Source organism: Atopobium sp., assembly GCF_034113385.1.
GTDB lineage: Bacteria > Actinomycetota > Coriobacteriia > Coriobacteriales > Atopobiaceae > Atopobium.
The window spans coordinates 57,471-79,940 of the sequence record NZ_JAXEXL010000011.1 but is presented as its reverse complement, the minus strand read 5'-3'; the positions used below and the strand labels follow the sequence as shown (position 1 = coordinate 79,940).

24 protein-coding genes are annotated in these 22,470 nt (G+C 47.3%); 2 read left to right on the top strand and 22 right to left on the bottom strand.

Features of this window, described 5'->3' with window-relative positions:
* Positions 1–87 precede the first annotated feature (87 nt).
* The 12 genes from pyrF to SPD80_RS02870 form a co-directional block, all read right to left on the bottom strand.
* The gene (pyrF, locus tag SPD80_RS02925; RefSeq protein ID WP_320604113.1) at positions 88–804 is read right to left on the bottom strand and encodes an orotidine-5'-phosphate decarboxylase; all 717 of its coding nucleotides are present in this window, start codon (positions 802–804) and stop codon (positions 88–90) included.
* Positions 798–1,733, bottom strand: a complete 936-nt coding sequence (locus tag SPD80_RS02920) for a dihydroorotate dehydrogenase (RefSeq protein WP_320604115.1) — start codon at positions 1,731–1,733, stop codon at positions 798–800. Before SPD80_RS02920 ends, pyrF begins: the two co-directional genes overlap by 7 nt.
* The gene (locus tag SPD80_RS02915; protein ID WP_320604117.1) at positions 1,733–2,527 is read right to left on the bottom strand and encodes a dihydroorotate dehydrogenase electron transfer subunit; all 795 of its coding nucleotides are present in this window, start codon (positions 2,525–2,527) and stop codon (positions 1,733–1,735) included. The genes SPD80_RS02920 and SPD80_RS02915 overlap by 1 nt, the downstream gene beginning before the upstream one ends.
* 72 nt (positions 2,528–2,599) lie before the next feature.
* Positions 2,600–3,892 (bottom strand): dihydroorotase, encoded by a 1,293-nt coding sequence (locus tag SPD80_RS02910; RefSeq protein WP_320828431.1) that lies wholly within the window; start codon positions 3,890–3,892, stop codon positions 2,600–2,602.
* Entirely contained in the window at positions 3,876–4,811 is a 936-nt protein-coding gene (locus SPD80_RS02905) for an aspartate carbamoyltransferase catalytic subunit (RefSeq protein WP_320604121.1), read from the bottom strand. The genes SPD80_RS02910 and SPD80_RS02905 overlap by 17 nt, the downstream gene beginning before the upstream one ends.
* 15 nt (positions 4,812–4,826) lie before the next feature.
* Positions 4,827–5,381: a bifunctional pyr operon transcriptional regulator/uracil phosphoribosyltransferase PyrR gene (pyrR, locus tag SPD80_RS02900; protein ID WP_320828429.1), complete on the bottom strand. Its 555-nt coding sequence runs from the start codon at positions 5,379–5,381 to the stop codon at positions 4,827–4,829.
* 141 nt (positions 5,382–5,522) lie between these two features.
* The gene (locus SPD80_RS02895; protein ID WP_320828428.1) at positions 5,523–6,581 is read right to left on the bottom strand and encodes a glycosyltransferase family 2 protein; all 1,059 of its coding nucleotides are present in this window, start codon (positions 6,579–6,581) and stop codon (positions 5,523–5,525) included.
* Positions 6,568–7,677, bottom strand: coding sequence for a glycosyltransferase family 2 protein (locus SPD80_RS02890; protein WP_320828426.1), 1,110 nt, complete (start codon positions 7,675–7,677; stop codon positions 6,568–6,570). The genes SPD80_RS02895 and SPD80_RS02890 overlap by 14 nt, the downstream gene beginning before the upstream one ends.
* 53 nt (positions 7,678–7,730) lie before the next feature.
* Positions 7,731–8,840 carry a glycosyltransferase family 2 protein gene (locus tag SPD80_RS02885; protein WP_320604128.1) on the bottom strand — a complete coding sequence of 370 codons (1,110 nt, stop codon included), beginning with the start codon at positions 8,838–8,840 and terminating at the stop codon, positions 7,731–7,733.
* Positions 8,840–9,958: a glycosyltransferase family 2 protein gene (locus SPD80_RS02880; RefSeq protein ID WP_320828424.1), complete on the bottom strand. Its 1,119-nt coding sequence runs from the start codon at positions 9,956–9,958 to the stop codon at positions 8,840–8,842. Before SPD80_RS02880 ends, SPD80_RS02885 begins: the two co-directional genes overlap by 1 nt.
* Positions 9,930–11,036: an ABC transporter ATP-binding protein gene (locus SPD80_RS02875; RefSeq protein WP_320828422.1), complete on the bottom strand. Its 1,107-nt coding sequence runs from the start codon at positions 11,034–11,036 to the stop codon at positions 9,930–9,932. The genes SPD80_RS02880 and SPD80_RS02875 overlap by 29 nt, the downstream gene beginning before the upstream one ends.
* A gap of 14 nt (positions 11,037–11,050) precedes the next feature.
* The gene (locus SPD80_RS02870) at positions 11,051–11,881 is read right to left on the bottom strand and encodes an ABC transporter permease (RefSeq protein ID WP_320604134.1); all 831 of its coding nucleotides are present in this window, start codon (positions 11,879–11,881) and stop codon (positions 11,051–11,053) included.
* A 445-nt stretch (positions 11,882–12,326) separates the two neighbouring features.
* On the opposite strand from SPD80_RS02870, the gene SPD80_RS02865 reads away from it, so the two are divergent.
* Together SPD80_RS02865 and SPD80_RS02860 are read left to right on the top strand one after the other, a co-directional pair.
* Complete coding sequence (locus tag SPD80_RS02865) at positions 12,327–12,521, top strand: hypothetical protein (protein ID WP_320828421.1); 195 nt, start codon at positions 12,327–12,329, stop codon at positions 12,519–12,521.
* Between the two features lie 53 nt (positions 12,522–12,574).
* The gene (locus SPD80_RS02860) at positions 12,575–13,021 is read left to right on the top strand and encodes a hypothetical protein (protein ID WP_320828420.1); all 447 of its coding nucleotides are present in this window, start codon (positions 12,575–12,577) and stop codon (positions 13,019–13,021) included.
* A 166-nt stretch (positions 13,022–13,187) separates the two neighbouring features.
* On the opposite strand, the gene SPD80_RS02855 is transcribed toward SPD80_RS02860, so the two are convergent.
* The 10 genes from SPD80_RS02855 to SPD80_RS02810 all read right to left on the bottom strand — a co-directional run bounded on the left by SPD80_RS02855 (position 13,188) and on the right by SPD80_RS02810 (position 22,445).
* Complete coding sequence (locus tag SPD80_RS02855) at positions 13,188–13,376, bottom strand: hypothetical protein (protein WP_320828418.1); 189 nt, start codon at positions 13,374–13,376, stop codon at positions 13,188–13,190.
* Positions 13,377–13,384: 8 nt separating this feature from the next.
* Positions 13,385–14,356, bottom strand: coding sequence for a CHAP domain-containing protein (locus SPD80_RS02850; protein ID WP_320828417.1), 972 nt, complete (start codon positions 14,354–14,356; stop codon positions 13,385–13,387).
* 96 nt (positions 14,357–14,452) lie between these two features.
* On the bottom strand, positions 14,453–14,683 hold the full coding sequence (locus SPD80_RS02845; protein WP_320828415.1) for a holin: 231 nt from the start codon (positions 14,681–14,683) through the stop codon (positions 14,453–14,455).
* Between the two features lie 2 nt (positions 14,684–14,685).
* Positions 14,686–15,006, bottom strand: a complete 321-nt coding sequence (locus SPD80_RS02840) for a hypothetical protein (protein WP_320828413.1) — start codon at positions 15,004–15,006, stop codon at positions 14,686–14,688.
* Positions 15,007–15,017: 11 nt separating this feature from the next.
* Positions 15,018–15,890: a hypothetical protein gene (locus SPD80_RS02835; RefSeq protein ID WP_320828412.1), complete on the bottom strand. Its 873-nt coding sequence runs from the start codon at positions 15,888–15,890 to the stop codon at positions 15,018–15,020.
* 2 nt (positions 15,891–15,892) lie between these two features.
* A complete protein-coding gene (locus SPD80_RS02830; RefSeq protein ID WP_320828410.1) occupies positions 15,893–16,120 on the bottom strand; it encodes a hypothetical protein in 228 nt (75 codons plus the stop codon).
* A gap of 9 nt (positions 16,121–16,129) precedes the next feature.
* Positions 16,130–17,110, bottom strand: coding sequence for a hypothetical protein (locus SPD80_RS02825; RefSeq protein ID WP_320828408.1), 981 nt, complete (start codon positions 17,108–17,110; stop codon positions 16,130–16,132).
* Positions 17,098–17,934 (bottom strand): hypothetical protein, encoded by an 837-nt coding sequence (locus SPD80_RS02820; RefSeq protein ID WP_320828406.1) that lies wholly within the window; start codon positions 17,932–17,934, stop codon positions 17,098–17,100. Before SPD80_RS02820 ends, SPD80_RS02825 begins: the two co-directional genes overlap by 13 nt.
* Positions 17,918–22,024 carry a phage tail tape measure protein gene (locus SPD80_RS02815; protein ID WP_320828404.1) on the bottom strand — a complete coding sequence of 1,369 codons (4,107 nt, stop codon included), beginning with the start codon at positions 22,022–22,024 and terminating at the stop codon, positions 17,918–17,920. Before SPD80_RS02815 ends, SPD80_RS02820 begins: the two co-directional genes overlap by 17 nt.
* Entirely contained in the window at positions 22,017–22,445 is a 429-nt protein-coding gene (locus SPD80_RS02810) for a hypothetical protein (protein WP_320828402.1), read from the bottom strand. The genes SPD80_RS02815 and SPD80_RS02810 overlap by 8 nt, the downstream gene beginning before the upstream one ends.
* Positions 22,446–22,470 lie beyond the last annotated feature (25 nt).

Sequence of the window (22,470 nt, the reverse complement as noted above, 5' to 3'; positions counted from 1 at the left end):
AACCCTTGAGTGCATAAACTATAGTCTAGTACCACTCACTTTACACAACTAACAGGTATTTTTGCACACTTTTGGCAAATTTTCTCACTAATTGGTCTTTTTTAGCTCCTCAACGATAGCATCAAAGGCTCCTACGGGGTCATGCGCCTGAGTAATGGGACGTCCAACCACAATCATAGATGCACCGTCTGCGATTGCCTGAGCCGGTGTTGCAACACGCTGCTGATCGCCCAAAGCAGCTCCCACAGGACGAACACCCGGAGTAACGATAAGTGCGTCAGGCCCCAGTAGTTGGCGCATGGCGGCAGCTTCTTGAGGTGAGCACACAATGCCATCCGAACCATGAGCGCACGCAAGAGCAGCAAGACGCTGCACTTCTTCTTCAAGAGAGCATTCAATGCCAATAGAAGCGAGTGATTCTTGATTCATGCTGGTAAGCACCGTAATAGATACCAACTTAGTGCGCTCTTCTCGGTCTGAAGCAGCAGCTTGTACACCTTCTCGAGCTGCAGCGATCATAGCAGCTGAGCCAAGACCATGAATAGACAGAATATCTGCCCCCGCATAAGAGGCAGCCTCAGCTGCACCCCTAATCTGATGAGGAATGTCATGCAGTTTTAGATCGAGAAATACCTTAAGACCAGCATCATGCATTGCTTGAACAATTTTTGGTCCGCAAGCATAGTACAAGGTCATGCCAACCTTCACCCACTGAGCATGACCTTGTAGGCGCTGAGCGAGGCTCATTGCCTCTTCTTGCCCACAGTCAAGTGCTACGATTATGCGCTCGGAAGCAGTTAGCATTCAAAAGCTCCAATCAACTCGGTAATATGCGAGACACCCTGCGAAGCTGCCCAGGTGGTCAGCTCAGACAGAATGCGTGGTGCTGAACAGGGATCAACAAGATTTGCCGTACCAACAGAAATCGCAGTAGCGCCAGCCAAGATAAACTCGGCCGCATCTTCGCCAGTAGAAATACCGCCAATACCGCACAAGGGCAGCTTACAAGCCTTGTAAGCCTCCCACACCATACGAACTGCAATGTTATGGATAGCAGGGCCAGAAATACCTGCAGTAGGCCTAGAAAGCCTGCTCTTACGAGTATGCACGTTAATGGCCATGCCGGGAATGGAATTGATTAAAGACAAACCGTCAGCACCAGCATCTTCCAGCGCGCGAGCAATTTCTCCCACATTAACGGGCGCCATCTTTATGATAAGCGGTTTGGAAGTGCGATTACGTACCGCACGTACCACCGCAGCTGCCCCCTCAGGAGTGCCACCCATAGCTGCACCACCAGCAGAAACATTAGGGCAGCTCACATTAAGTTCAATAGCATCCGCAAAGGGAGCAAGCTGCTCGTACTTCTCTACAGATGCAATGTATTCATCAAGGGTATGCCCTACGGCTTGCACAATAATGCGTGTATTCTTGCTGCCAAGGTTAGTAAGATAGGTACCGTACGACTTTACAAAGCCCTCTACGCCAGGATTTTCCAAGCCAACAGAATTAATAATTGCACTGGTAATCTCTGCTGTGCGAGGCGTTGGGTTGCCTTCCCAAGGATCTGCCGAGCAACCCTTAGTAGTAATGGCACCTAAGGTAGAGACGGGATAAAATGCCTCAAACTGATAGCCCTGTCCATACGTACCAGAAGCCGTATTGATAGGATTTTTCATAGACATACCCGCAAAAGTTACGGACATATCTACCTGAGTATGAGCAGACTGCATTACCACACCACCTCAGTTGCATCAAATACGGGACCTTCAGTGCAACAGCGCTTATAGCTGCCGCCAACCATAGCCACATTACAGACATGACAGGCACCAAAACCACAGGTCATCATGCGCTCAAGAGATACTTCACAGGGAATAGCATGCTCAAGCGCTACCTGAGCAATCCCCTTCATCATAATTTGTGGACCGCAGGTAAAAACTCGATCATATGAATGAGTTGCAAGGAGCTGCTTCATACCATCTGTCGTAAACCCTTTAAGACCACAGCTGCCATCATCTGTCGTAATAACAACTTGCGCAGCACCTGCTGCATGCGCCTGGTCTGAACCCCACAAACGATCTTTGGTTTGAGCGCCAATAACCATGTCAAAAACGGTATTTGAATCAGCAAGCTCACGCGCCAAACCAATAAGAGGCGTAACTCCTACGCCACCTGCTACCAGCAGCACGCGCGTATCGTCATCATGAATCTGCCAGCCATTACCGCTTGCGCCAACAAGATTAGAGCCATCACCAGGCTTCATGGAAGCAAGACGACGAGTGCCCTCTCCTACCAGAGCATATACGATTTCTATAGTACCGGCCTGAGGGTCTGAAGCACTGTACGAAAGAGGAATACGTACAATATGCGAAGGGTCTCCTGGAACAGCAATGTTTACAAACTGACCAGGGATAATCGTATGAGCAAGCTTGTCTGCTTTGATTACTATCCTATGAAGACCAGCGGCTACCGGTGCGTTTTCTACCACGATAAACTCATGGAGCTGAGTGCGCGAACGTGCTCTCATAAACGCAACTCCTTCCTTATAAACCGCCTCTTTAGCAAAGATACCATGCTAAAGAGGCGATATACCTACGCATTAGGCAACGTTACCGTTGGCAACCACATGCTTTCCTGCAACAAATACCTCACAAGCAAAGCCCGTCAGTTCCTCACCAAGGAAAGCAGAGTTCTTAGATTTTGACTCGAAGTATTCCTTAGTAATAACACGGCTTTGCATGGGATCTATGAGTGTCACATCTGCCACACTCCCCTTGGCAATGCTCACAGGGTCTAGGCGCAAAATCTGACGAGGATTAATTGACATGACTTCTACCAACTTAGACCAGCTCATCTTGCCAGGAAGCACCATGTTGGTAAGCATAAGTGGCAGCGAGGTTTCCAAGCCAATCATGCCAAAGAATGCAATCTCCCACTCGCAGTCCTTCTCGTGAGCTGCATGAGGAGCATGGTCGGTAACCACGCAGTCAATAGAGCCATCGAGAAGACCTTCACGAAGTGCTGCTGCATCAGTAGCAAGGCGCAAAGGTGGATTCATCTTGAGGTTAGTGTTGTACGCATCGGTAATATCATCCTCACATAAAAAGAGGTGATGAGGTGTAACCTCACAGGTTACCGGCAGACCATCTGCTTTTGCAACACGGACTAAATCCAAGCCTTTTTTAGTAGAGATATGAGCAATATGCAACGGACAACCCGTTAGGCGGCACAGCTCAATATCACGATATATTTCCAGCTCCTCACCTAAGGCAGGCCAGCCAAACATACCCAGGCGCGTAGAAGCAAGACCTTCATTTATGACACCGTGAGAAGATAAAGACTCATCTTCACAGTGCGCAATAGCTACGCGATCAAATTGGGAGACATACTCCATGCAGGTGCGCATCATACCAGCAGATTGAACACCGTGACCATCATCAGAGAAGCCACAGGCACCTTCCATGACCATGTCGCCAATCTCTGCAAGAGCCTCGCCTTTCTCGCCCCGTGTAAGTGATCCCAAAGGACGCACATGAGCATATCCCGCCTCACGAGCACGGTCGATTTGGTAACGAATTTCGGCACCAGAATCCGTAATGGGATCTGTATTGGGCATAGTTGCTACATCTGTAAAACCACCATGAACAGCAGCGCGAGAACCGGTTTCGATAGTCTCTTTGTACTCAAAGCCAGGATCGCGGAAGTGAACGTGCATATCTACGAGACCGGGAACCAAATACTTACCCGTAGCATCAATGATTTGAGTGCCTTCGGGAGCGGATAAGTTTTGACCAACCTCAGCAATAGTGGTGCCTTCAATCAAAACATCACAGACCTCATCCAGCTGAGCTGCAGGATCTACAACGTGGGCAGCCTTAAGCAGAAACGCCATTATTTTCTCCTCCCAAAAGCAGGTACATCTCGGCCATGCGCGTTAAAACACCAGCATTTACCTGATCTAAAATCCTTGAACGAGCACAGTCAGCAACCTCAGTATTAATTTCCATGCCGCGGTTCATGGGGCCAGGATGGCACACGATTGCGCCAGGCTTCATGCGTTTCTCGCGCGCATCATCCAATCCATACAGGCGGTTGTACTCACGACGAGAAGGAATGGCAGCTCCTTCCATACGCTCGAGCTGAACGCGCAGCATGTATACGACATCCATATCCTCAAGCACGTCATCAAGGTTGGATGTTTGGGGGCAGCCAAACCATTGTGGGTCATCTACCTGGAAGGTTGGAGGTGCCACCAGCGTAACGTCTGCACCCATAGTTTTGAGCGCAGGAGCAAGCGAGCCACACACGCGACTGTGTTTAAGGTCGCCTACAATAGCCACTTTAAGACCATCAAGGTGGCCAAAGTTCTTGCGAATGGTGTACAGATCAAGCATGGCTTGCGTGGGGTGCTGATGTTTACCATCGCCCGCGTTAATAACAACTGCATCGGTATTCTCGGCAATTTTTTGAGGGGTGCCCGCTAATTTAGCACGGCAAATAAACATGTCTACATTCATAGCGTCGATAGTCTGAATGGTATCCGCGAGGCTCTCGCCCTTTACAACAGAACTCGTAGAACCACCCATATTAAGCGCGTCTGCACTCAGGCGCTTCTCGGCCAGCTCAAAAGAACTGCGCGTACGCGTGGAAGGCTCAAGGAACAAGTTTACGATGGTACGGCCACGCAAGGCGGGAACTTTCTTAATAGCACGGCTATTTACCTGCTCAAACGAGGCTGCAGTATCAAGGATTTGTGTAATGTCATCGGCGGTCAAGCTGTTGGTGTCGATTAAGTGTTTGACAGAAAGCATCTTGGCAAGCACCTCCTAGTTTTGCTTGGATGGAATATCCCAAATGCCAACGGAGTTTTCGTCATCAAATGGGGTAATTTGCACACGTACGTCCTCCTCATGAGAAGAGGGCACGTTTTTGCCAACGTAATCTGCGCGAATAGGAAGTTCACGATGACCACGGTCTACCATGACTGCCAATTGAACCGTACGTGGACGACCCAAATCCATCAACGCATCGAGCGCCGAGCGAACGGTACGACCGGTGTAGAGCACATCATCTACCAGCACGACATCAATATCATCGACATCAAAAGAAATGTTTGTTGCATGAAGTACGGGAGCTATGGTTCTTGTTACATCATCGCGATAAAAGCTGATGTCTAGCGACCCCGTTTGGGGACGGGTGCCTTCAATCTTCTCAATCTGATCAGCTAAACGCTCAGCCAAAAATACGCCGCGACGCACAATACCTACCAAAGCAAGATGAGATGCACCTTCATTGCGCTCCAAAATCTCATGTGCAATACGGGTAAGTGCGCGGTTCATGGCAGCCTCATCCATGAGAATTGCCTTAGCCTGCTGCTCCATATGACCCCTTTCAAAAAAAGATGTCCCTGCCGTCATGCGACACGAGACATCCAAGAAAGGCATATGAATCTTGTAGTGCGCCTTGTGGGTATCTCGTACCACACTTAAAGGTCTGAGAGCACTATACCATAGGCCTTGAGTCTAGCTATGAACTTTTGCCCGTCCACGAAGAATTCTTTTTACAATACCTCTGACTCCACGCTTTGCTAGTAAATAGCGCAATTTAAGCAGTTTGCGCTGATTAGCTGACAGCGGCTTGCCATCATAACAGGCTAACAATATCGTTTTTGATGCATGTCTGAGCCGCGCGGTTGTAATGTGCTGGCGTTCAAAATTGTCATGTAGTTGCTTGCGTGCTGCTTCCCATACCGTCAAGAAATCTTGTGTATCAAGAGATAGCGCGTCAAACAAGTAAAACTCCATAAGCCACTCAAGCTGATAGCTCGCATACGTTTGTAGTATGCCCCTATCTTTCCAGGAATCAAAAATAATCTGTTGCAGCTTAATGTGCTCAAGCAGCAAAGCTGTTGTATCCTGCAACATAGTGTTGAGCAAAGACGTCTTATGTATAATGCGGTACTCATACAATTTGTCAGAAATGAGTTGTGTTGTTCTAGACTGAGAAAAAAGCTCAAATGCAAATATCTGGTCTTCTCCATAGCGAACCTGCTCATTAAATAAAATCTGCTGTTCACACAAGAATGCTCGTTTGCAAGCAAGACGCCAAGAAAACGGTTTAACTGCCTCAGTAAAGAGTAACTCTGGTGTACACGTATGGTATATGACGTTACGCGGAGACAACACGTCTTCCAACCACGCATAGGACTCAGAATGTTGGAGCGCTTCCCCACCAAAGACCAGCACATCCGCATGGTTGGCATCAAGTTCTTGCACTATACGCTCACAGGTTTGTGGTTTAAAACGATCATCTGCATCTAAAAAGCAAACGTATGGAGCATGAGCAGCCAAAATACCTGCATTACGAGCACTCGAAAGCCCGCCATTGGGTTTATCGATAAGCATAAAGCGTGTATCGCGCTTGGCATAGTCCTGTGCAATTGCATAAGAATCATCAGGAGAGCCATCATTTACACAGATAATCTCTATGTCTGTAAACGTTTGTGCAAGCAGTGAATCTAAGCATTCTGGCAGATATGCTTGAACGTTATACATGGGAACTATGATGCTAAGCTTTGCCATACGATAGATATCCCTTAAACTTTTTGCCCACTAAAAACAGTAACAGTTGCAAACCACCAAGAGCATATACATGCTTAAGTGCATTCCAACGACCAGGCTTAGGTTCACCGTGTTGCCAGGCAGACATAAAGCGTTTGGGGTTATACAAAAGCGTGTTTAATTCTGCCGTACGAATTAAGCCCAAATCGTGCTCATCAAAAATATGCTGATCAAAGTCTGCTTGTAAATCGGCACGCATGGTTGGAAAAAACTCTTTGCGCAACTCAGGCGACAGGCGATTATAGTTCCATAGATAGGTATTGAGCCTCATGCGTGCCAGAACGCTCTTAAGACGTACCTCCAGCTCAGGACGGTGCGCCAGCCACGTTTGCATCTCTGTGTATTCATCACATACACAAAATACTTTGCCAGGTGCATTAACGGAAGAAGCTTCATTATCCTGCCGATACAACAACACCTCATCCGCAATACAGCTCACCCGCGATGCCGCAGCAAATACCTTAAAACTAAAAGAGGCATCTTGATACGAAGCTCCGGGAGTCTCTAAAAAACGAATGTGGTTCTCATCCAAAAATGCACGACTATACAGCGCACTCCAAATGGATGGCTTTTGATAAAAGATTTCATGACCCTCACAAGAAGGACAAAATGTTTTACCTGCAAACGAACCAACTACATCAAAGGATTCTGTCCGTTTTTGAGGCTCAGACCAATACAGGGTAAAATTTGCTTTTGCAACAGGTGCCTTAGAAGTGCTCAGTGCCTGGTAGAGAAGCTCAAGCGCTTGCGGGGCAAACATATCATCCGATTCCAAAACAGCAATATAAGTGCCAGTTGCAGCCTCAAGACCTTGATTCATAGAGGCGCCATACCCAGAATTGGGTTTATCGATAAGCTTAAATCGAGCATCCATAGCTACATAGCGCTGGATAAGAGCACGCGAGCCATCTGTAGAGCCATCATTGATGCACAAAACTTCAAATTCGCTCAAGGTCTGAGCACGCAAGGAATCCAAGCATTCCTCAAGATAGCGTTCTACATTATAGATAGGCACCAATACCGAGATAAGCGGTGCTGTTTGATCAGAAGAAGCCATTGTAATCCTTTGTTTGACTGCTCACATTGTAGCAGCCGCCACATGCCAACCAACTAAGCTTTATGTGTCAGGCCCCATACCACGCGCTTCATACTGCTTACCACGCCACGTTTACGCAGATAAAACATTGTAAGATGCCGTTTTGATACCGCATGAGCATCGGATACGATATCGGTTAAACAGCCCTTGGCTGCACTCGATAATTTGCTCGAACTCAGCAGCGTTTGCAAAGCAAATCCACTCAACACGTCGGTACACCACTGTTCCCAAAATGAAACTTGTTTACCAAGGGGCAACTTAGACACATCCAATAACAGCAAATCAAGGCACCACTCAAGGAGTTTCTCGTCACAAAGACCCATAAAACCAGCCTTGGTCCAATCCTGAATGATGGCACGTTCGCACGCAAGGTGTTGAGAAAGCTTGTTGAGACGGGCATCTACATCCGAGCCCAGTCTATGACTCATAGACTGTCTATTCATGCGATACCGATACAGCTGCTCGCTCATGAGAACTGTTTTGGTAGATCGAGGATACACCTCAAAGCAAAAATACTGATCTTCACCGAGGGTAAGCTTGGGATGAAACGTAATATGTTGCTCGCGCATAAAACTTGCACGCAACGCCAGGCGTGCCCCAAAAGGGCGTGCCTTTTCTTCAAAAAGAAGCTGCTCTATGCCGCGCGCACTTTGCGTAATAACAACATCACGTGGATGAAGTTGAGAAGCTAAAGAAGGATGCAAGGCACCCGCAGGAAATACCTCAAAACCAAAGACCACAACGCTGCACTTGGTAGAAATAAACTGTTGATATACCTTCTCACAAGCCTGAGGCTTAAGCATGTCATCCGCATCACACAGCATGATTATCTCGCCACAAGCAGCAGCAACTCCCGCATTACGCGCACACCCAATACCTGAGTTTTGTTGCTGTACTACTACAACACGTCTATCTTGACTTGCAATTTCTTCCACTATGTCTTGGGTGGCATCCGTGGAGCCATCATTCACACAAACAATTTCAATATTGTGCAGGGTCTGGGCACGCAAGGAATCAAGACAGCTTCTTACATACTCTTGTGCGTTATAAGCAGGAACAATAATAGAAACAAGAGGATGCTTAGGACGATGAGCAGAGCAAGCAATCGATGGATGTGTTGGCATTATCGCATCTTTCGTTCTTTAACAGCCGAAACAAGTGCTGCAGGCCCACCAAGCTCTAAGGCAAAGGCAACTTTAGACAAGGTGCTCTGCCCATGAAGACGCTCGCGGATGGTTAGGTAACCCTTGGGATCATCCAATATTTTGCGCAGGTTACGCGTGCGCCATTCATCTAAATGAGCCCAATCGATTCTGCCTGCATCATCCATCAGAGAAAACTCTTTGCTCATAAAGCAAATAAACTCCTCGCGAAACTCAGGAGCAATACGGTCAAGGTTCCATAAATACGCATTGTAACGACCAATGAGCGCTGCCATCTGGAAGTTTTTCTCGAATGATTGATTGTTACGATGTGTTAACCAGTGGCTAATCTCATCATATTCCTGACAAACAGCATACACTTTGCCACGAGAACGCACGGAAGAACCCTCATTATCCTGACGATAATGGATGATGGGCGTGTCCAAAAAAACGGTCTTTTGAGAAGCTGCATAAGTCTTAAATGCAAAGGACGTATCTTGATATGATGCGCCAGCTGTCTCTAGAAAACGGATATTTTGATCAAAGAGCATCTGACGTCGATATACACCATCCCAAATGGCGTAGGGCGTTAAGAATGGACGTATATCTGCACGATAATCTTTGGCACGGCCTATTAAATCTGCAGCATAGGGGTGCTGTATTTCATCCTTATTGTCCATAGACCAATAGTAGGAATAAGTGCCACGAACCACATCTGCATCATGAGCACATGCGGCATCCATAAGCGCGCGCAAGGCATGTGGATACATTAAATCATCTGACTCGAGAAAACCAAGGTAGGTACCGCGAGCTTTATCAATGCCCAGATTAAGAGTGGCGCCATAACCAGAGTTTTCTTTATTGATAAGCGATACACGCTCATAAGAACGAGCAAATTCTTCTGCAATGCTGGCGGATGAATCAGTAGACCCATCATTGAGCAAAATCACTTCAAAGTCCTGGTAATCCTGTGCCATAAGCGATGTTAAGCACTGGCGCAAGTACTTCTCGACATTAAAAATAGGGACCAAAATACTAAGACTAGGCTTTTCTAAAGAGGTGGTAGGCATATTACGCTTCCAACCTCTTGTAGTGCTCACACACATCATCAGTAGGTCCAAGCATGCGTTGCTTACCCTTCTCAATCCAACAGACACGGTCGCAAATACGCTCTACCAACTCAATGCTATGGCTTACGAGCAAAACGGTAACGCCATCGGATTCAACAAGCTCCTTAATGCGACGTTCACACTTTTGCTGGAACAAAAAGTCACCAACGGAAAGCGTTTCATCAACAATAAGAATATCTGGCTCGGTAATAGTAGCAATAGCAAAGGCAATACGCGCAACCATACCGCTTGAATAATTTTTGAGGGGCATATCCATGAAGTTCTGGAGTTCTGCAAACTCAACAATCTCGTCAAAATGATCGTCAATGAACTCTTTTTTGTATCCCAAAAGTGCACCATTAAGGTAGATATTCTCTGCAGCAGTCAACTCCATATCAAAACCAGCACCGAGCTCAATAAGAGGTGCAATGGTGCCCGCTACTTGGCAGCTACCTTCAGAAGCCTCAAGCACGCCAGCAATAATCTTAAGCATTGTAGACTTGCCAGATCCATTGGTGCCTACCAGACCAAATGCTTCACCACGCTTAACTTCAAAGTTAATGTGATCAAGCGCACGAAACTCCTTAAAGCTCAACTCGCCTTTGGTAAGTGCTAAGAAATACTCTTTAAGAGAATTAAACTGCTCAGATGCAATATTAAAGACCATGGAGACATCGTCCACCGCAATGACCGTCTCTGCATCTGGTGCTGGAAGATCAGGACGTTTAAAACCATCGGGTGCAGATACGGTTACCCAACCAGAAACCGTCATAGTCCCACTCGTAGAATCATTGATGTCTACAAAAATTTGATAGCGCCCCTCATGAGGCGGATTAAAAACCCAAGATGTCTCTTGGGTATAGGAGCCCGTACGGTTATAGGTAGAATCCCAGTTGCCTTCATCCCAACGACCTTCAGATGACCAGGTAAAGTTAAGCCATAATTCCTTGGGATCGATGCCCTCAATAATAGGCTCTACCAGTGCAGTTTCTCCCGTAAGCAAGTTAGACTTCTCAATATGAAATTGAGCAGACCAGCCATCGGGCTTATGTAGTGTGACGTCTGACAAGAGTTACTCCCCTGTTAGATATACAAAATAAACTTGTGCTCGTTTTTGTGAAATACAATCCATCCAAGCGCTAACGTGCCCAAAGCAAAACCAACACAACGAATGAGAAGACCCGTGGTTGGCATCTGCTGCCATAACAAGGCATCACGAATAAGTGTGATATAGCAGTACATGGGATTAAATCCCTCTGCAACCTTCATCCATTCAGGCAACTGGCTAAAGGGATAAAACAAGGGCGTGGCATACATCCATGCCGTAAGAAAAACGCTCCAGAGATGAATAACATCGCGAAAAAAGACGGATAAGGTAGACAGCAACAACGATAGTCCGATGGAAAAAATGCCCAAGAGCAGCAAGGCTACCGGCATAAAAAATGCCATTGGCGTAAGCGGTATGCGGAAAAATAGCATAACCAATGCAACGGCTACCAGGGAAAACGAGTAATTTACCATGGCAAAAAGAACCTTTTGTACGGGGAACACAAAACGGTTAACCCGCACTTTTTTAAGGAGTGATGCCGCGCCAATAATTGACACCATACCCTGAGAGGTGGAGTCTGCCATAAGCTGCCAAGCCGTATTACCCAAAATCAAATACAGAGGGTAATTACCAAGATCCTTATCTTGGTAACGCATGAATGAAGAAAATACAACTGCCATAACAATCATCATAAGCAGTGGATTTAAAACACTCCAAACCACACCCAAAATACTGCGACGATATTTGAGTTTAAAATCCTTAGAAACAAGTTGTTCCAGGATGGAAAGATCACGTTTAAGCGGTGCGTTCCAGGCATCCCTACGACTGGTTGTTTGAGCTGCATGTACAGATTGAGAAGTACTCACTATTTAGCTCCCAAATCCTTTCGTAACCTGCATGGATGAATTGTCATCTATGTCGTTTACGTTCCTATAAATCCTACCATTTACATCCTGTAAATGGGAAAATTCCAAACAAACGGCGCAAGCGCTTGTGCTATTCTTTAAAGTTTTGGGAGACAGGCGTATTAAAAAACGAACCCGCAAGATTGACCATCTCACGGGTTCGCACAATTTCTAACTGGCTCCCCATCCATTCTACAAGCCGAATCAATACGGGAACATGCGAAATAGGAATACATAATTGCACACTCTTAATAAGACTGCAACGCGCAGCATAACCGCCAGATGAATTGTGTGCAAAATATGAACGTACCAATTCATGCTTGTATTAGTCTGGTTTACGGACTATATTATAAGTGTCAAGAGGGACGGCACAAGGTCAGCCCTCACCCGAGAAAAGGGGAATGAAATGAAGTACACAGTCCAGCAAGTTAAACTCCTTGGCAACGAGGTTCTCGAGGTTCGCGATGTATTCCAAAGCGACGACCATGACGAAGCCATGAAGTACTGGGTGAGTTACGCAAGCGGTCTTAATGACTACGAAGAGCCTCACGGCAACCAGAACTTCACAGTTGCCATTTTCTACCGCATCGTAGCAAACTAAAACAAGGGGGTGGGGCGAAAGCTCCGCCCTTTTTTCATTAGAAAGGGAAACATATGAGTACAAATCGACCGAACCGCAGCAAAGCGGAATTTCGCGCATTGCGTGAGACTTTAGGACTTACAGATGCCCGCTTGGCTGATTTAGCAGGAGTACAGGAGCGCTCAGTCAGGCGCTGGGCAACACCTAGCGATACTGGATACCGTGCCCCTGCTGATGTATGGGAGCTACTCGATGATATGCGCGAGCAGATGCAAGCAGCTATTGATGTCGCGCTTGATATTGTTGAACAACAGACCGAGGAGTATGGGGCAGCAAGGGCAATACAGCTCCCCTACTGGTTTAGCGCAGTGGACTACAGGCAGCACCATTACACTGACGATGGCAGAGATTGGCGTTTTGCCAATGCATGCAGCCGTGCTGTAGCTATTGCTCTTGAGACGCAAGGGTATGAGGTTGAGTTCGTGGATGGAAAGGACAATACCGTCCTAAAACAGGTATAAATAGTCATTTACAAAATTACAGCGTCTTAAAACGCCTTACAACAAGCCGTTTACCTGCATAAACAAAAAAGACCCCTCACTTGCCAAATGGTAGGTGAGGGGTTAGTTATGTCTAGTACGAACCAAGTCGGAAGTTACAACGAACGTGATTTTTTCTCGTTCGTTGTCACCCCTTAATAACTACACTGCACTTTTGCTTATCGTCGAACCACGTAACTTTTGCGGCAAGATACCTACCCTTGATAAATGCCACCACATCATCTTTAGTGGAAAACCGCTCAACGCGTTCTTTACTATAGTGAAGACCGGGGCCATCGGATAGCGTACTCCATACTGTAAGCGTCCATTCTTCCATGGCTCTCCTTACGGTTTGATATGCAAAACGCCATTTTCATCGGCTGATGCCATTACATCGCCTGTGACCATGGAGCCATCAGGGCGGAATGCATAAGCATTATCACCAGATATAGCAATGGTATTAGTCTTGATGGCACCGCTGCCATCTGTGAGATACCACTTGCCATTGTCCAGTATCCAACCAACCTTCATGTCGCCGTTAGTATCAAGGTAATACCACTTGCCCTCGTCGCGCACCCAGCCTGTAGCCATATCGCCGTTCTTATTGAAGTAATACCATTTGCCGCTAATAGCCTGCCAGCCTGTCACCATAGCACCAGAGCCATCAAGGTAATACCAATATCCATAGCGTTGTAGCCAGCCACGGTACATATAGCCGCGCTCGTCGAAGAAGTACCACTTACCATCAATAGCCTGCCAGCCGTCCTTGGTATAGCTACCATCAGCGTTCTTGTACCACCAACCGACGGAGTCTTGTATCCAGCCGCCATCGGCATAATTTGGGCGAATGACGCAATTTACACTAGTAAAACTGCGTGTACGGCGAGCAACACGACCGCCGTTAGACTGTGAGCCAGATGTGCCAACAGATGTGTTGCCCTCAATTGTCTGCAGGTAATTACCACAATTCTTCTCTACGATGCCTACGTGGTCACACACGCCATCGCCGCCCCAGTCAAACAGCACTACATCACCGGGGCGTGCCTGGTATTTGTCTACAAGCATGCCTGCCTGCCTAGCTTTATTCTTCATGTAGGGGCAATATGCTTCGGGCAGAAACGGCTCGGCAATTCCCAGCTTGTCAAAAAGATAGCTAACGAACATTGCGCAGTACGGAACACCAGACGTGCCGTAGTAAGCATTACCTACTAATTGCGCGTATCGTCTGCCGTATTTAGTGCCTGCTAAAGGATCATCGAATCGGTTATAGCCAATCTCAGCATTAGCAGCTGCTAAGAGGTCACCAGCTCTACTCATAGATAACCTCCTCCACCTCTGCTACGTCATCCTCATCGTGTACGTCTTGCGTACTCATAAGCTCTGCCAGCTGCTCGTCGGTAAGCTCGTCCATACCTACTCCTCGATTTTCTTAAGAGGACTTGCGCCCTCGGATACCTCGGGAAGCCCCGCAATGCTGGTAAGGATTGAGGTTACTGCTGCTACACCTGCTACAGATGCAATTTGCACCCAGTCAAGGTCAGTAAAACCAACAGCTCCAGTACCTATAAGCGATACTGCTACTTGTGCAAATGTCTTTAGTGCTCGTACTGCTGCGGCAATTGCCCAATGCTTAATGTGTGTCATGATTACTCCTTTGTTTTTAAGGCTGCCAAAACTTCTGTATGCATCCCGCACCTGTCCTCAATGTCACCCATACGGCTTTCAAGTGCGGTTACTCTAAGGTCGATTTTTGATAAATCAACCGTATGGGTATTTAGCTGATTGTTTATCTCGTCTACCTTTCGCTCTAACTTCTCCACCATCTTCTTTAGCTGCTCGATGCTCAACGCAAGCGTCTCAAAGCTGCGGGCGCTCTGCTCTCGGTCTTGGAGCATTACGCGCGCAAATAAAATGAGTGTGGTAATTGGCACCAACAGACTTAGAATTGGCTGTATTTCCTGCGTCATAATGCACCTCCTTAGAATCTGTAGCCGTAGACAGCGATAATGCCGATGCTATTTGTATGGCTGGTATAAAGACCTGCATTTGAGGTATATGCAAATCGGTATTCCTGTGCCCACCAAGACGAATCAGACCCAGTTACACGAGCAGCATTAATGCTCTTCGCATTTTCTTGAATTAGGAATGCTTTATTTTTGAAAAAGATATAATCATTCGACGGCTCAGCCGACCATACTACAAACTTTGTGCCAGCTTGCGGATTGTAGAGCGGAATCGTGCCAACATCTCCGCCAGAGGTTTGATAAACAACATCTATCTTTGTGTAATTGGTAACCACATCAGATAAGGTAATTTGAGAACTTTTTGTCTGTGCAAAATCACCAGTAAAGAGCACCTTAGGGGTCATCATGCCAAGATAGCTATTTACCTCGCGAAACATTTTCTCAGGGGTGCCAACGGTAATACCATCAATCTTAATGCGCCATAGACTAAACCATGCGGACCTGTCACCATTTAGAAGATTACCGCTTGGGGTCTCGGGGTCTGATGGATTAAGTGTTACAGGAGTTCCCTGGATAACCTCAAGCGAAATACTTTCATTGCCGAGAGAATCAGTAGTCCAGCGAACGCCGATAATATCATTTCTTTTAAATCCTTGAGAGCCTGACTTAATAACTACCGATTCAGGTACTTCGCATCGAAACGCGTGCCCATGAATAAAACCAAGCCCTGTGCCAATTGTGGCTTTATTTGCAGTCTCGACGATGCACTTAAACATGTCTCCTCGCTGCATTACGCAGCTCTCGCCACCGATAAGCGAAGCGAAAATCTCAGCATCATCAGCAGAGGTAACGTGATTCTTGCCATTTCCTGCGGTGATTGCATCCATACTTACTCCTTCCCTGCTAAGAATTTGCGGTATTCATAAGATTGGTCAAGAACAAAATCACGGTATTTATCTGCGCATTCTTTACAGAGAATTGCGGTTACTTCATTCCCATTACTATCAATGCGCCGCACCGTCTCCCACTTATCCCCCGCAGGGTCATTTGGGAGTACGTTCTCCTCTTTTTTGCATCTATCGCATTTGTACTGGGTGACTCCCTCAATTTTTGGCATAACAAATCCTTACGTATAATCGACCGTATCAGCCCGCCCGTCCGCTTTCGGTGTGACCGAACAAAACCCGTTCTGTATCTTTAATACAACACCTGTGATATTGGCTTTAGCTCTCAAACCATATGTAGTGGATACTGCTGTAACAGAATCGCCAACAGACATACCGACTGCATCAGGTAGAACAGCCTTAGCGGTATTCTTATCTTCTTGTAATTTTTTCAGCTTAGACTTACCAGCCGACAAAAGCTCCGAGCCAGACTTAGAACTTATGTCATATACCTGCCCCACGTGGTCAAGCCCAAATAAGCTCTGTGTTTGGCTAATATTGCCCTTTTCATCAGCGAAAAGATGGACTACCTCGCGCTCTTTAAGCTCGCCTTTTCCAAGACAAACAAGGTGATTCACAGGTCGGTTATTACGTCGCGCCGAAAAAGCTACATTCTCCGCACCAAGCAAATCGCCCCAGTCGGTAATTTCTTTTGAATTTAGAACAATCGCACCATCAACAGCTTTAATCTCTAAACGCTGGTTGACACTTGCGAGCATCCCCCGAATCGCGGTGTAGAGGTCAATATAGCGGTTGAATTTGTAATTGCTGATAGATGGGCTTGTTGCGATGGATACCGTAAATACATCCGATAGTTTGCTACGGTCAATGAGTGCCTTAATTAGTCCATTGCAGGTGCCCGATAAAGTGAGGTAGTCATGACCGCTATCAGGCATAACGATATTACCCTCTAATATCCCCTGCCAAGTCCTGCCATGATAATAGATAGAGTCGCCCTTTACGGTACGCGATGGGTTATCATCATCGATTACACCGCCATACTCTGTATTAGGTATCCATACACGCGAGCCAAGAGCCAAGCGCTCATTGATTCCCGCGAGCTTAAAGTCATTGCCAAGACCAATGCCGAACTCTAAATCAAGGCTAAAGTCATCAAGTATTTTTTGCTTCTTGCCATCGGGTGTCGAGATTACAATATCCATGGCACCTCACAATCCTCAAGGTAGGTCGTGAGGTCAAACCCAAATGAGCCGTTCCAATCTACGCGGCTCGTCCCTGGCTTTAATTTCTCGAAGGCATACGTACCGCATCCCTCGCCCGAGCCTATTTCAAGTTCAGGCAAGGCGTTCTTTACGTCGCCATTCTCATTAGTGACAGTTGCGGTTTTAGTTGCCCCATCAATTACCAAATAACCGCCAGTTGGAACGTCTCCACCGTATTTATAAACGTTACCGCCAATGGTAACTGATGGTGCGGATACCGCACCGAATATAGTTAGCTTAAGCGACGAGGGAAGATAGCCATCGAGCTTAATAGTCTGACTAGGCGCTTGAACTGCATAACCGTGGGGGTAACCGTGCGGGTATCCTTTGCCGATGCCGTCTCCAGCAAAGCCACCAGCAGGTGGAACGTGTACAGTCTTCTCTTTTCGCCAAATGCCATCAAGAAGACCCACCGTAAGAGTAATGCCGAGTACGGATGGCCTCCAAACATCATTCTCCATCTCTACAACAAGTGCGTGCTGCGTCCATCCCCCAAGGGATAGTACACCAGGCTTGTTTATTGCCACGTCATAATCAAACGCCTTACGCATCTCGTCGGCAAACTCTAAATCTGTGACAACTGCGTCAATATTTATCTCACTTGCCTGACGCGCAAGCCCCGTATATCCACGATAACCGAGAGTGCGTGACCACTTATGAGAGCGAAGTATATCGCCCTCACCAAGTCTGATAGCACGCACGTCGTCAAACTCAATCTTTACCCCAGTGGAGCTGGTATAAATGAGGCTATCGTACATATTCATTTACAAGTCTCCTCATATCTCTATCGTCTAGATGGTCGGTATTCTCGGAGATAATTTTGCCAAGATTGCCGTGCAAGGCTTTAACTTCTGCAAGTAAAGAGACTAAGAGTTGCGTGAGTTCCTCATTGCTAGCCGTAGGGGCAGCGGTGCCGTATTTGGTTTGTGGAGCTGCTGCAAATGCCAGCCCCTCAGCTGCTTTAGTAATGTCTGCCGTGCCCTCATTCATACCTTGAGCAAAGTTTTGCGCCAAGTGCATACCCGAGCGAATGCCGCCACGCTCAGCACCGCTCCAAGGCCCCATATCAGGCTGCGTAAATTGCAAGAAGTTTTTCGCAGCATTGGCAATATTTCGGGCAGCATCAGCAACCCATCCCTTAGCTGCATTGATACCAGCTGCGAAGTTTTGCCCTAAGTGTTTACCCCATTCCGATGAATTAACGTTACCCATATTACTTGCAGCATTTGCAAGAGCGCGAGCGCTCGAGTGTGTAGCAGTAACACCATTTCCAATCCCTTGTGCGAAACCAGAACTTGCACTCTGACCAGTGCTTGAAAGCGAGCTACTAACGCTACTTACGCCGCCCTGTGCTCCGCCCGCAAGTTTGGCGGCGCTCGATACAACGCCGCCAACGTTTGACAGAAGCCCAGAAGCCAAGCCACCAGAAGCAGAGTTACCAGTGCTTTGCATAGATGGGGCAAGCCCAGTAAGGCTACCAACAAGCTGAGCACCCAGAGAGGCAATAGCGCCGAGCGGTGAGCCAGAATTGCCATCGATACCTTGGCTTAAGCCCGCGTCTACGTCATAACCAATTTGCTCGAATGCTAAAGATGGGCTATGAGAATCGAGCGCAGTCTTTGCTGCATTGATAACGTCTTGCCCGAGGAATTGCGACTCTTGCTCTGACAGGGTGCCATTTTGAATACCGCTCGCCAAGCCTGCGTCAATATCATGACCGAGCATCTCGGCAGCAGCCTTAACATCTCCACCCGTAAGCTTAAGCGCAATTGCAGACATCATAGATTCAGTAGCCCCAGATGGCTTGAACGAACCATCTTTAATTCCCTTAGCCACGCTCTCGGGCAGCTGAATACCAGCTTGTGCCATCTGATTGGCAACAGATGACCAGTCACCAGATGCAGAGGCTTTAAGTATCTCGGTAGCGCTCTCTACAGAAACCGTGCCATTAGCCATGCCATTAGCTAAGGCATTAGCAGCATTAAGACCCGAGTCCTCCATTTTGATGCCCATATCATTAAGGGTATTGATAATGGATTCTGTAGAGCCATCCCACTTACCGACAAGCTCGGCAAGCTGTGAGTCATTAAGAGACTTAAAGGTATCTACTGATACGCCCGCATTTGCTAAATCGCTACTAAAATCGTTTAAATCATAGCCCATAGCATTACAGGCAGAACTTACTACGGATGACGCAGAGGCAAGCGAGGAAATATCAGTCGCAGCGCTGCTCGCAACCTCAGCTGAGGTCTGCATATTTTTGTTTATAACTTCAATTGATTTGTTTGTAGAATCAAGCGCGTCTTTAGCATCCTTAACACCGTAGGTATCAGAAAGACGTTTGTTTAGATTTTCCCAATCCTTCTCCGCTTGCTTAATGCCATTTGCGCCACCGCCGTATAATGCAGATTGACGCTTAATGTATTCAGCGTGCCCGCCCTGCTTCTCCAGCTCCTTATTTAAGCCAGCTTGAGCCTTGACGTATGATTCTAAGTCATCTGCTTGCTGCTTATATAAGCCCTTAAGTTTCTCCTGCTGAGCATCGATGCGAATTTGCTCGAGTTTCTTCTTTACATATTCGCCAATACTCGCAGTTACATCGGTAACCGCACCTTTTTCATCTGCAAGCTTGCCATTAGCAGCATCAATTACTTGTATTTGCGTGCCGCAGGTATCATTGATAGTGTCAACAGCTACTTTAAGCCTATTTTGTGCGTCGAAACTTAAATCAGACTTATTAGCATACTCGCCGATAGTGGCGTATGCGTTACGAATTTCTGCATCTTGCGCCGCCGCCTCTGAGTTAATTGCACGAATTGAATCAGCGAGCTTAGATTGAGATTCAATCGATTCATCCACCGCAGCTCGGTAATTTTTTTGCGCAGGGATAAGCCCACCAAGTGCGCCGCCCTGTTCTTTTACGGCATTGGTGCCGCCGCGTACAGCATCCTCAAGACCAGTAGTAGCATTCTTGAGTGTGTTTGCCTTGTCTTCCGCTTCCTTAAACTTAGCCACTAAGGCAGCGACACCAGCCACAAGAGCAAGTGGGGCAATGGTGGCAAGTGCTGCCTTTGCGATGTTTGCAGCAGCAGAAAGCGCCATCAATCCACCAGCGTGTAATTTGTTTGCTGCCGTAGACACAGCAGCGTTTGTCGCCTCAGTCTTGTATCCATTAGCAACAGCGCTTGAACTGTCCTTTGCAGCTTTAGCTTGAGCGACTTCGTTTTTAAGCTGCGCTACCCTTTCGGCACTCGCTTTATTGCCCTTACTCTGCTCGCGCTCAAGTTTAGCGACCGCACGGTTATATTCTCCCGTATCTCGTGCAGCGTCTTTAACTGCAGACACATATTTATCTACGCCACCCGCCGCTTTAACTGCGGGGTTAGCGTTAAGAGCTTGGTTGAGCTTTGAATTAGACGAGTATGTCTCAAGCGCTGCCGCATTGGTAGTAGTGAGCGCGTCTTGATACATGCCAAACGTTTGAGCAGTTTTGCCTGCAAAAGACATAAGCGAGCCTGTGCCTTGGATGAGCTTACCCGTAACCGTAAGCACAGGGCTAGCTGCAATGGCTACGCCACCAAGGCCAAGGATGAATTGCTGGGTGCCCTTATCAGCCTTAGAGAAGGCGGTACTTGCTGCCTCTACTGTATCAAGCAAAGGTTGCGCCGCATCGATTGCCTCAGTAAGAGCGCCGACAAGAGGTGTGCCGACATCCTCGGCAATTGCAGTAATTTTGTTCTTGAGAATCTCAAGTTTTGCCGCCATTGACTCATTGCGGTTCTCAACCTCTTTTTGCAGCGCAGTGTTCTCATTCCAGCCCTGATTAGATACCTGCAGCGCCTGAGAAACAAGGTCGGTATTGCCAGCAAGACGCTTTAATACATCGGATTGGCGCACCGATGTAACGCCCATTTCCTCAAGAGCAACCGTTAGATTTTCAGCGCCGCCAGCACCCTTAAGAATTGCAAGTAAAGCCTCAGATGAATTGTTCTTCCAAGCTTGCGCGAATTTCTCAGCTGACATGCCAGCCATATCGGCGAAAGTCTGTAATTTTTCACCACCAGTAGCAACCTCTTTATCAATTGTCGCAACGGTTTGCGAAAATGCTGTACCGCCTTTTTCGGCTTCTACGCCAAGAGATGACATAGCGCCCGACCAACCGAGGATGTCAGGCACAGACATATTAGCCTGTTTGCCCGCCGCGGCGATATTCTGCGACATTGCCGAAACTTTGGACTCTGTAGTTGCGAGATTATTACCGAGGTTTACAACAGCTGAGCCATAGCGAGATACATCACCATGAGCCATCTTAGTAATATTGGCAAACTGAGCCATCTCAGTTGCTGCTTGCTCTGCCCCCATATCAGTAGCAATTGATAAGCCACTCGTGACGCGAGACATCTCGTTAAGCTCGTCGATGCTAAATCCAAGCTGTGCCCCAAGCGCTTGAATGTCTAAAATCTGGTCAGCAGAAACGGCGTTTGTCTTGGAAAACTCTATAGCAGCTTCCTTTAACTGCTGATATTGCTCATCAGTGCCGTTAACCGTCTTCCTAACGCCCGTTAAAGCGGTATCAATCTTAATAGCGGCACTGCCAGTTGCAGCGGCAACCAAGCCAGTAGCAATAGATAGCCCTTGGAGCTTCCGCCCCGTCTCTTCGACTTTCTGCCCAGTGCGATATATATCTCCACCAGCAGCAGACCACTTAGCCCCAAGCTCAACCGCGCTAGCGCCAACGCCCCCAGTATTTACGGCTGCTCTTTTGGAAAATGCATCTATGCGCTTCTCGGCGCGGTCAATTGCCGCACCATCAAATGCGCCTGAGACTGCAATTTTAATATTAGCTTTACCCATTGAGGTAACTCCTGATTATATCCTGAATACGCTTCTGTACTGCCTCGACGATAAGTGGCTCTTCTTCGTCACGCGCTTTAACAAGTGCTCGCGGGGGTGAGCCAGACGGAACGCCTGCGGGCTTGCCCATACGCTTGCCTGAGCGGACAAGTGCCCCAGGATTGGCAAACTCTATTACGCCTGCGCCAGGGTCAGATGAGTAGATATACACGCCCTTGCTATTGGTGCGCACGCCAAAACTTGCAGCATAATCACCCGAACCACCCAATCCTTGGGCGAAACTTTTAGCCTTAGTAACAAGGGGTCGCACATCCTCGCGCAACCCCTTGTTAAAGTCCTTAGCTATATCACGGTCGATATTCTTTAAGGCTGCGATGGTCTCTGGTACTCCATTGACCCGTATATATGCATAAGTCCCCATATCTACCGCCTTAACCTTGCTAACA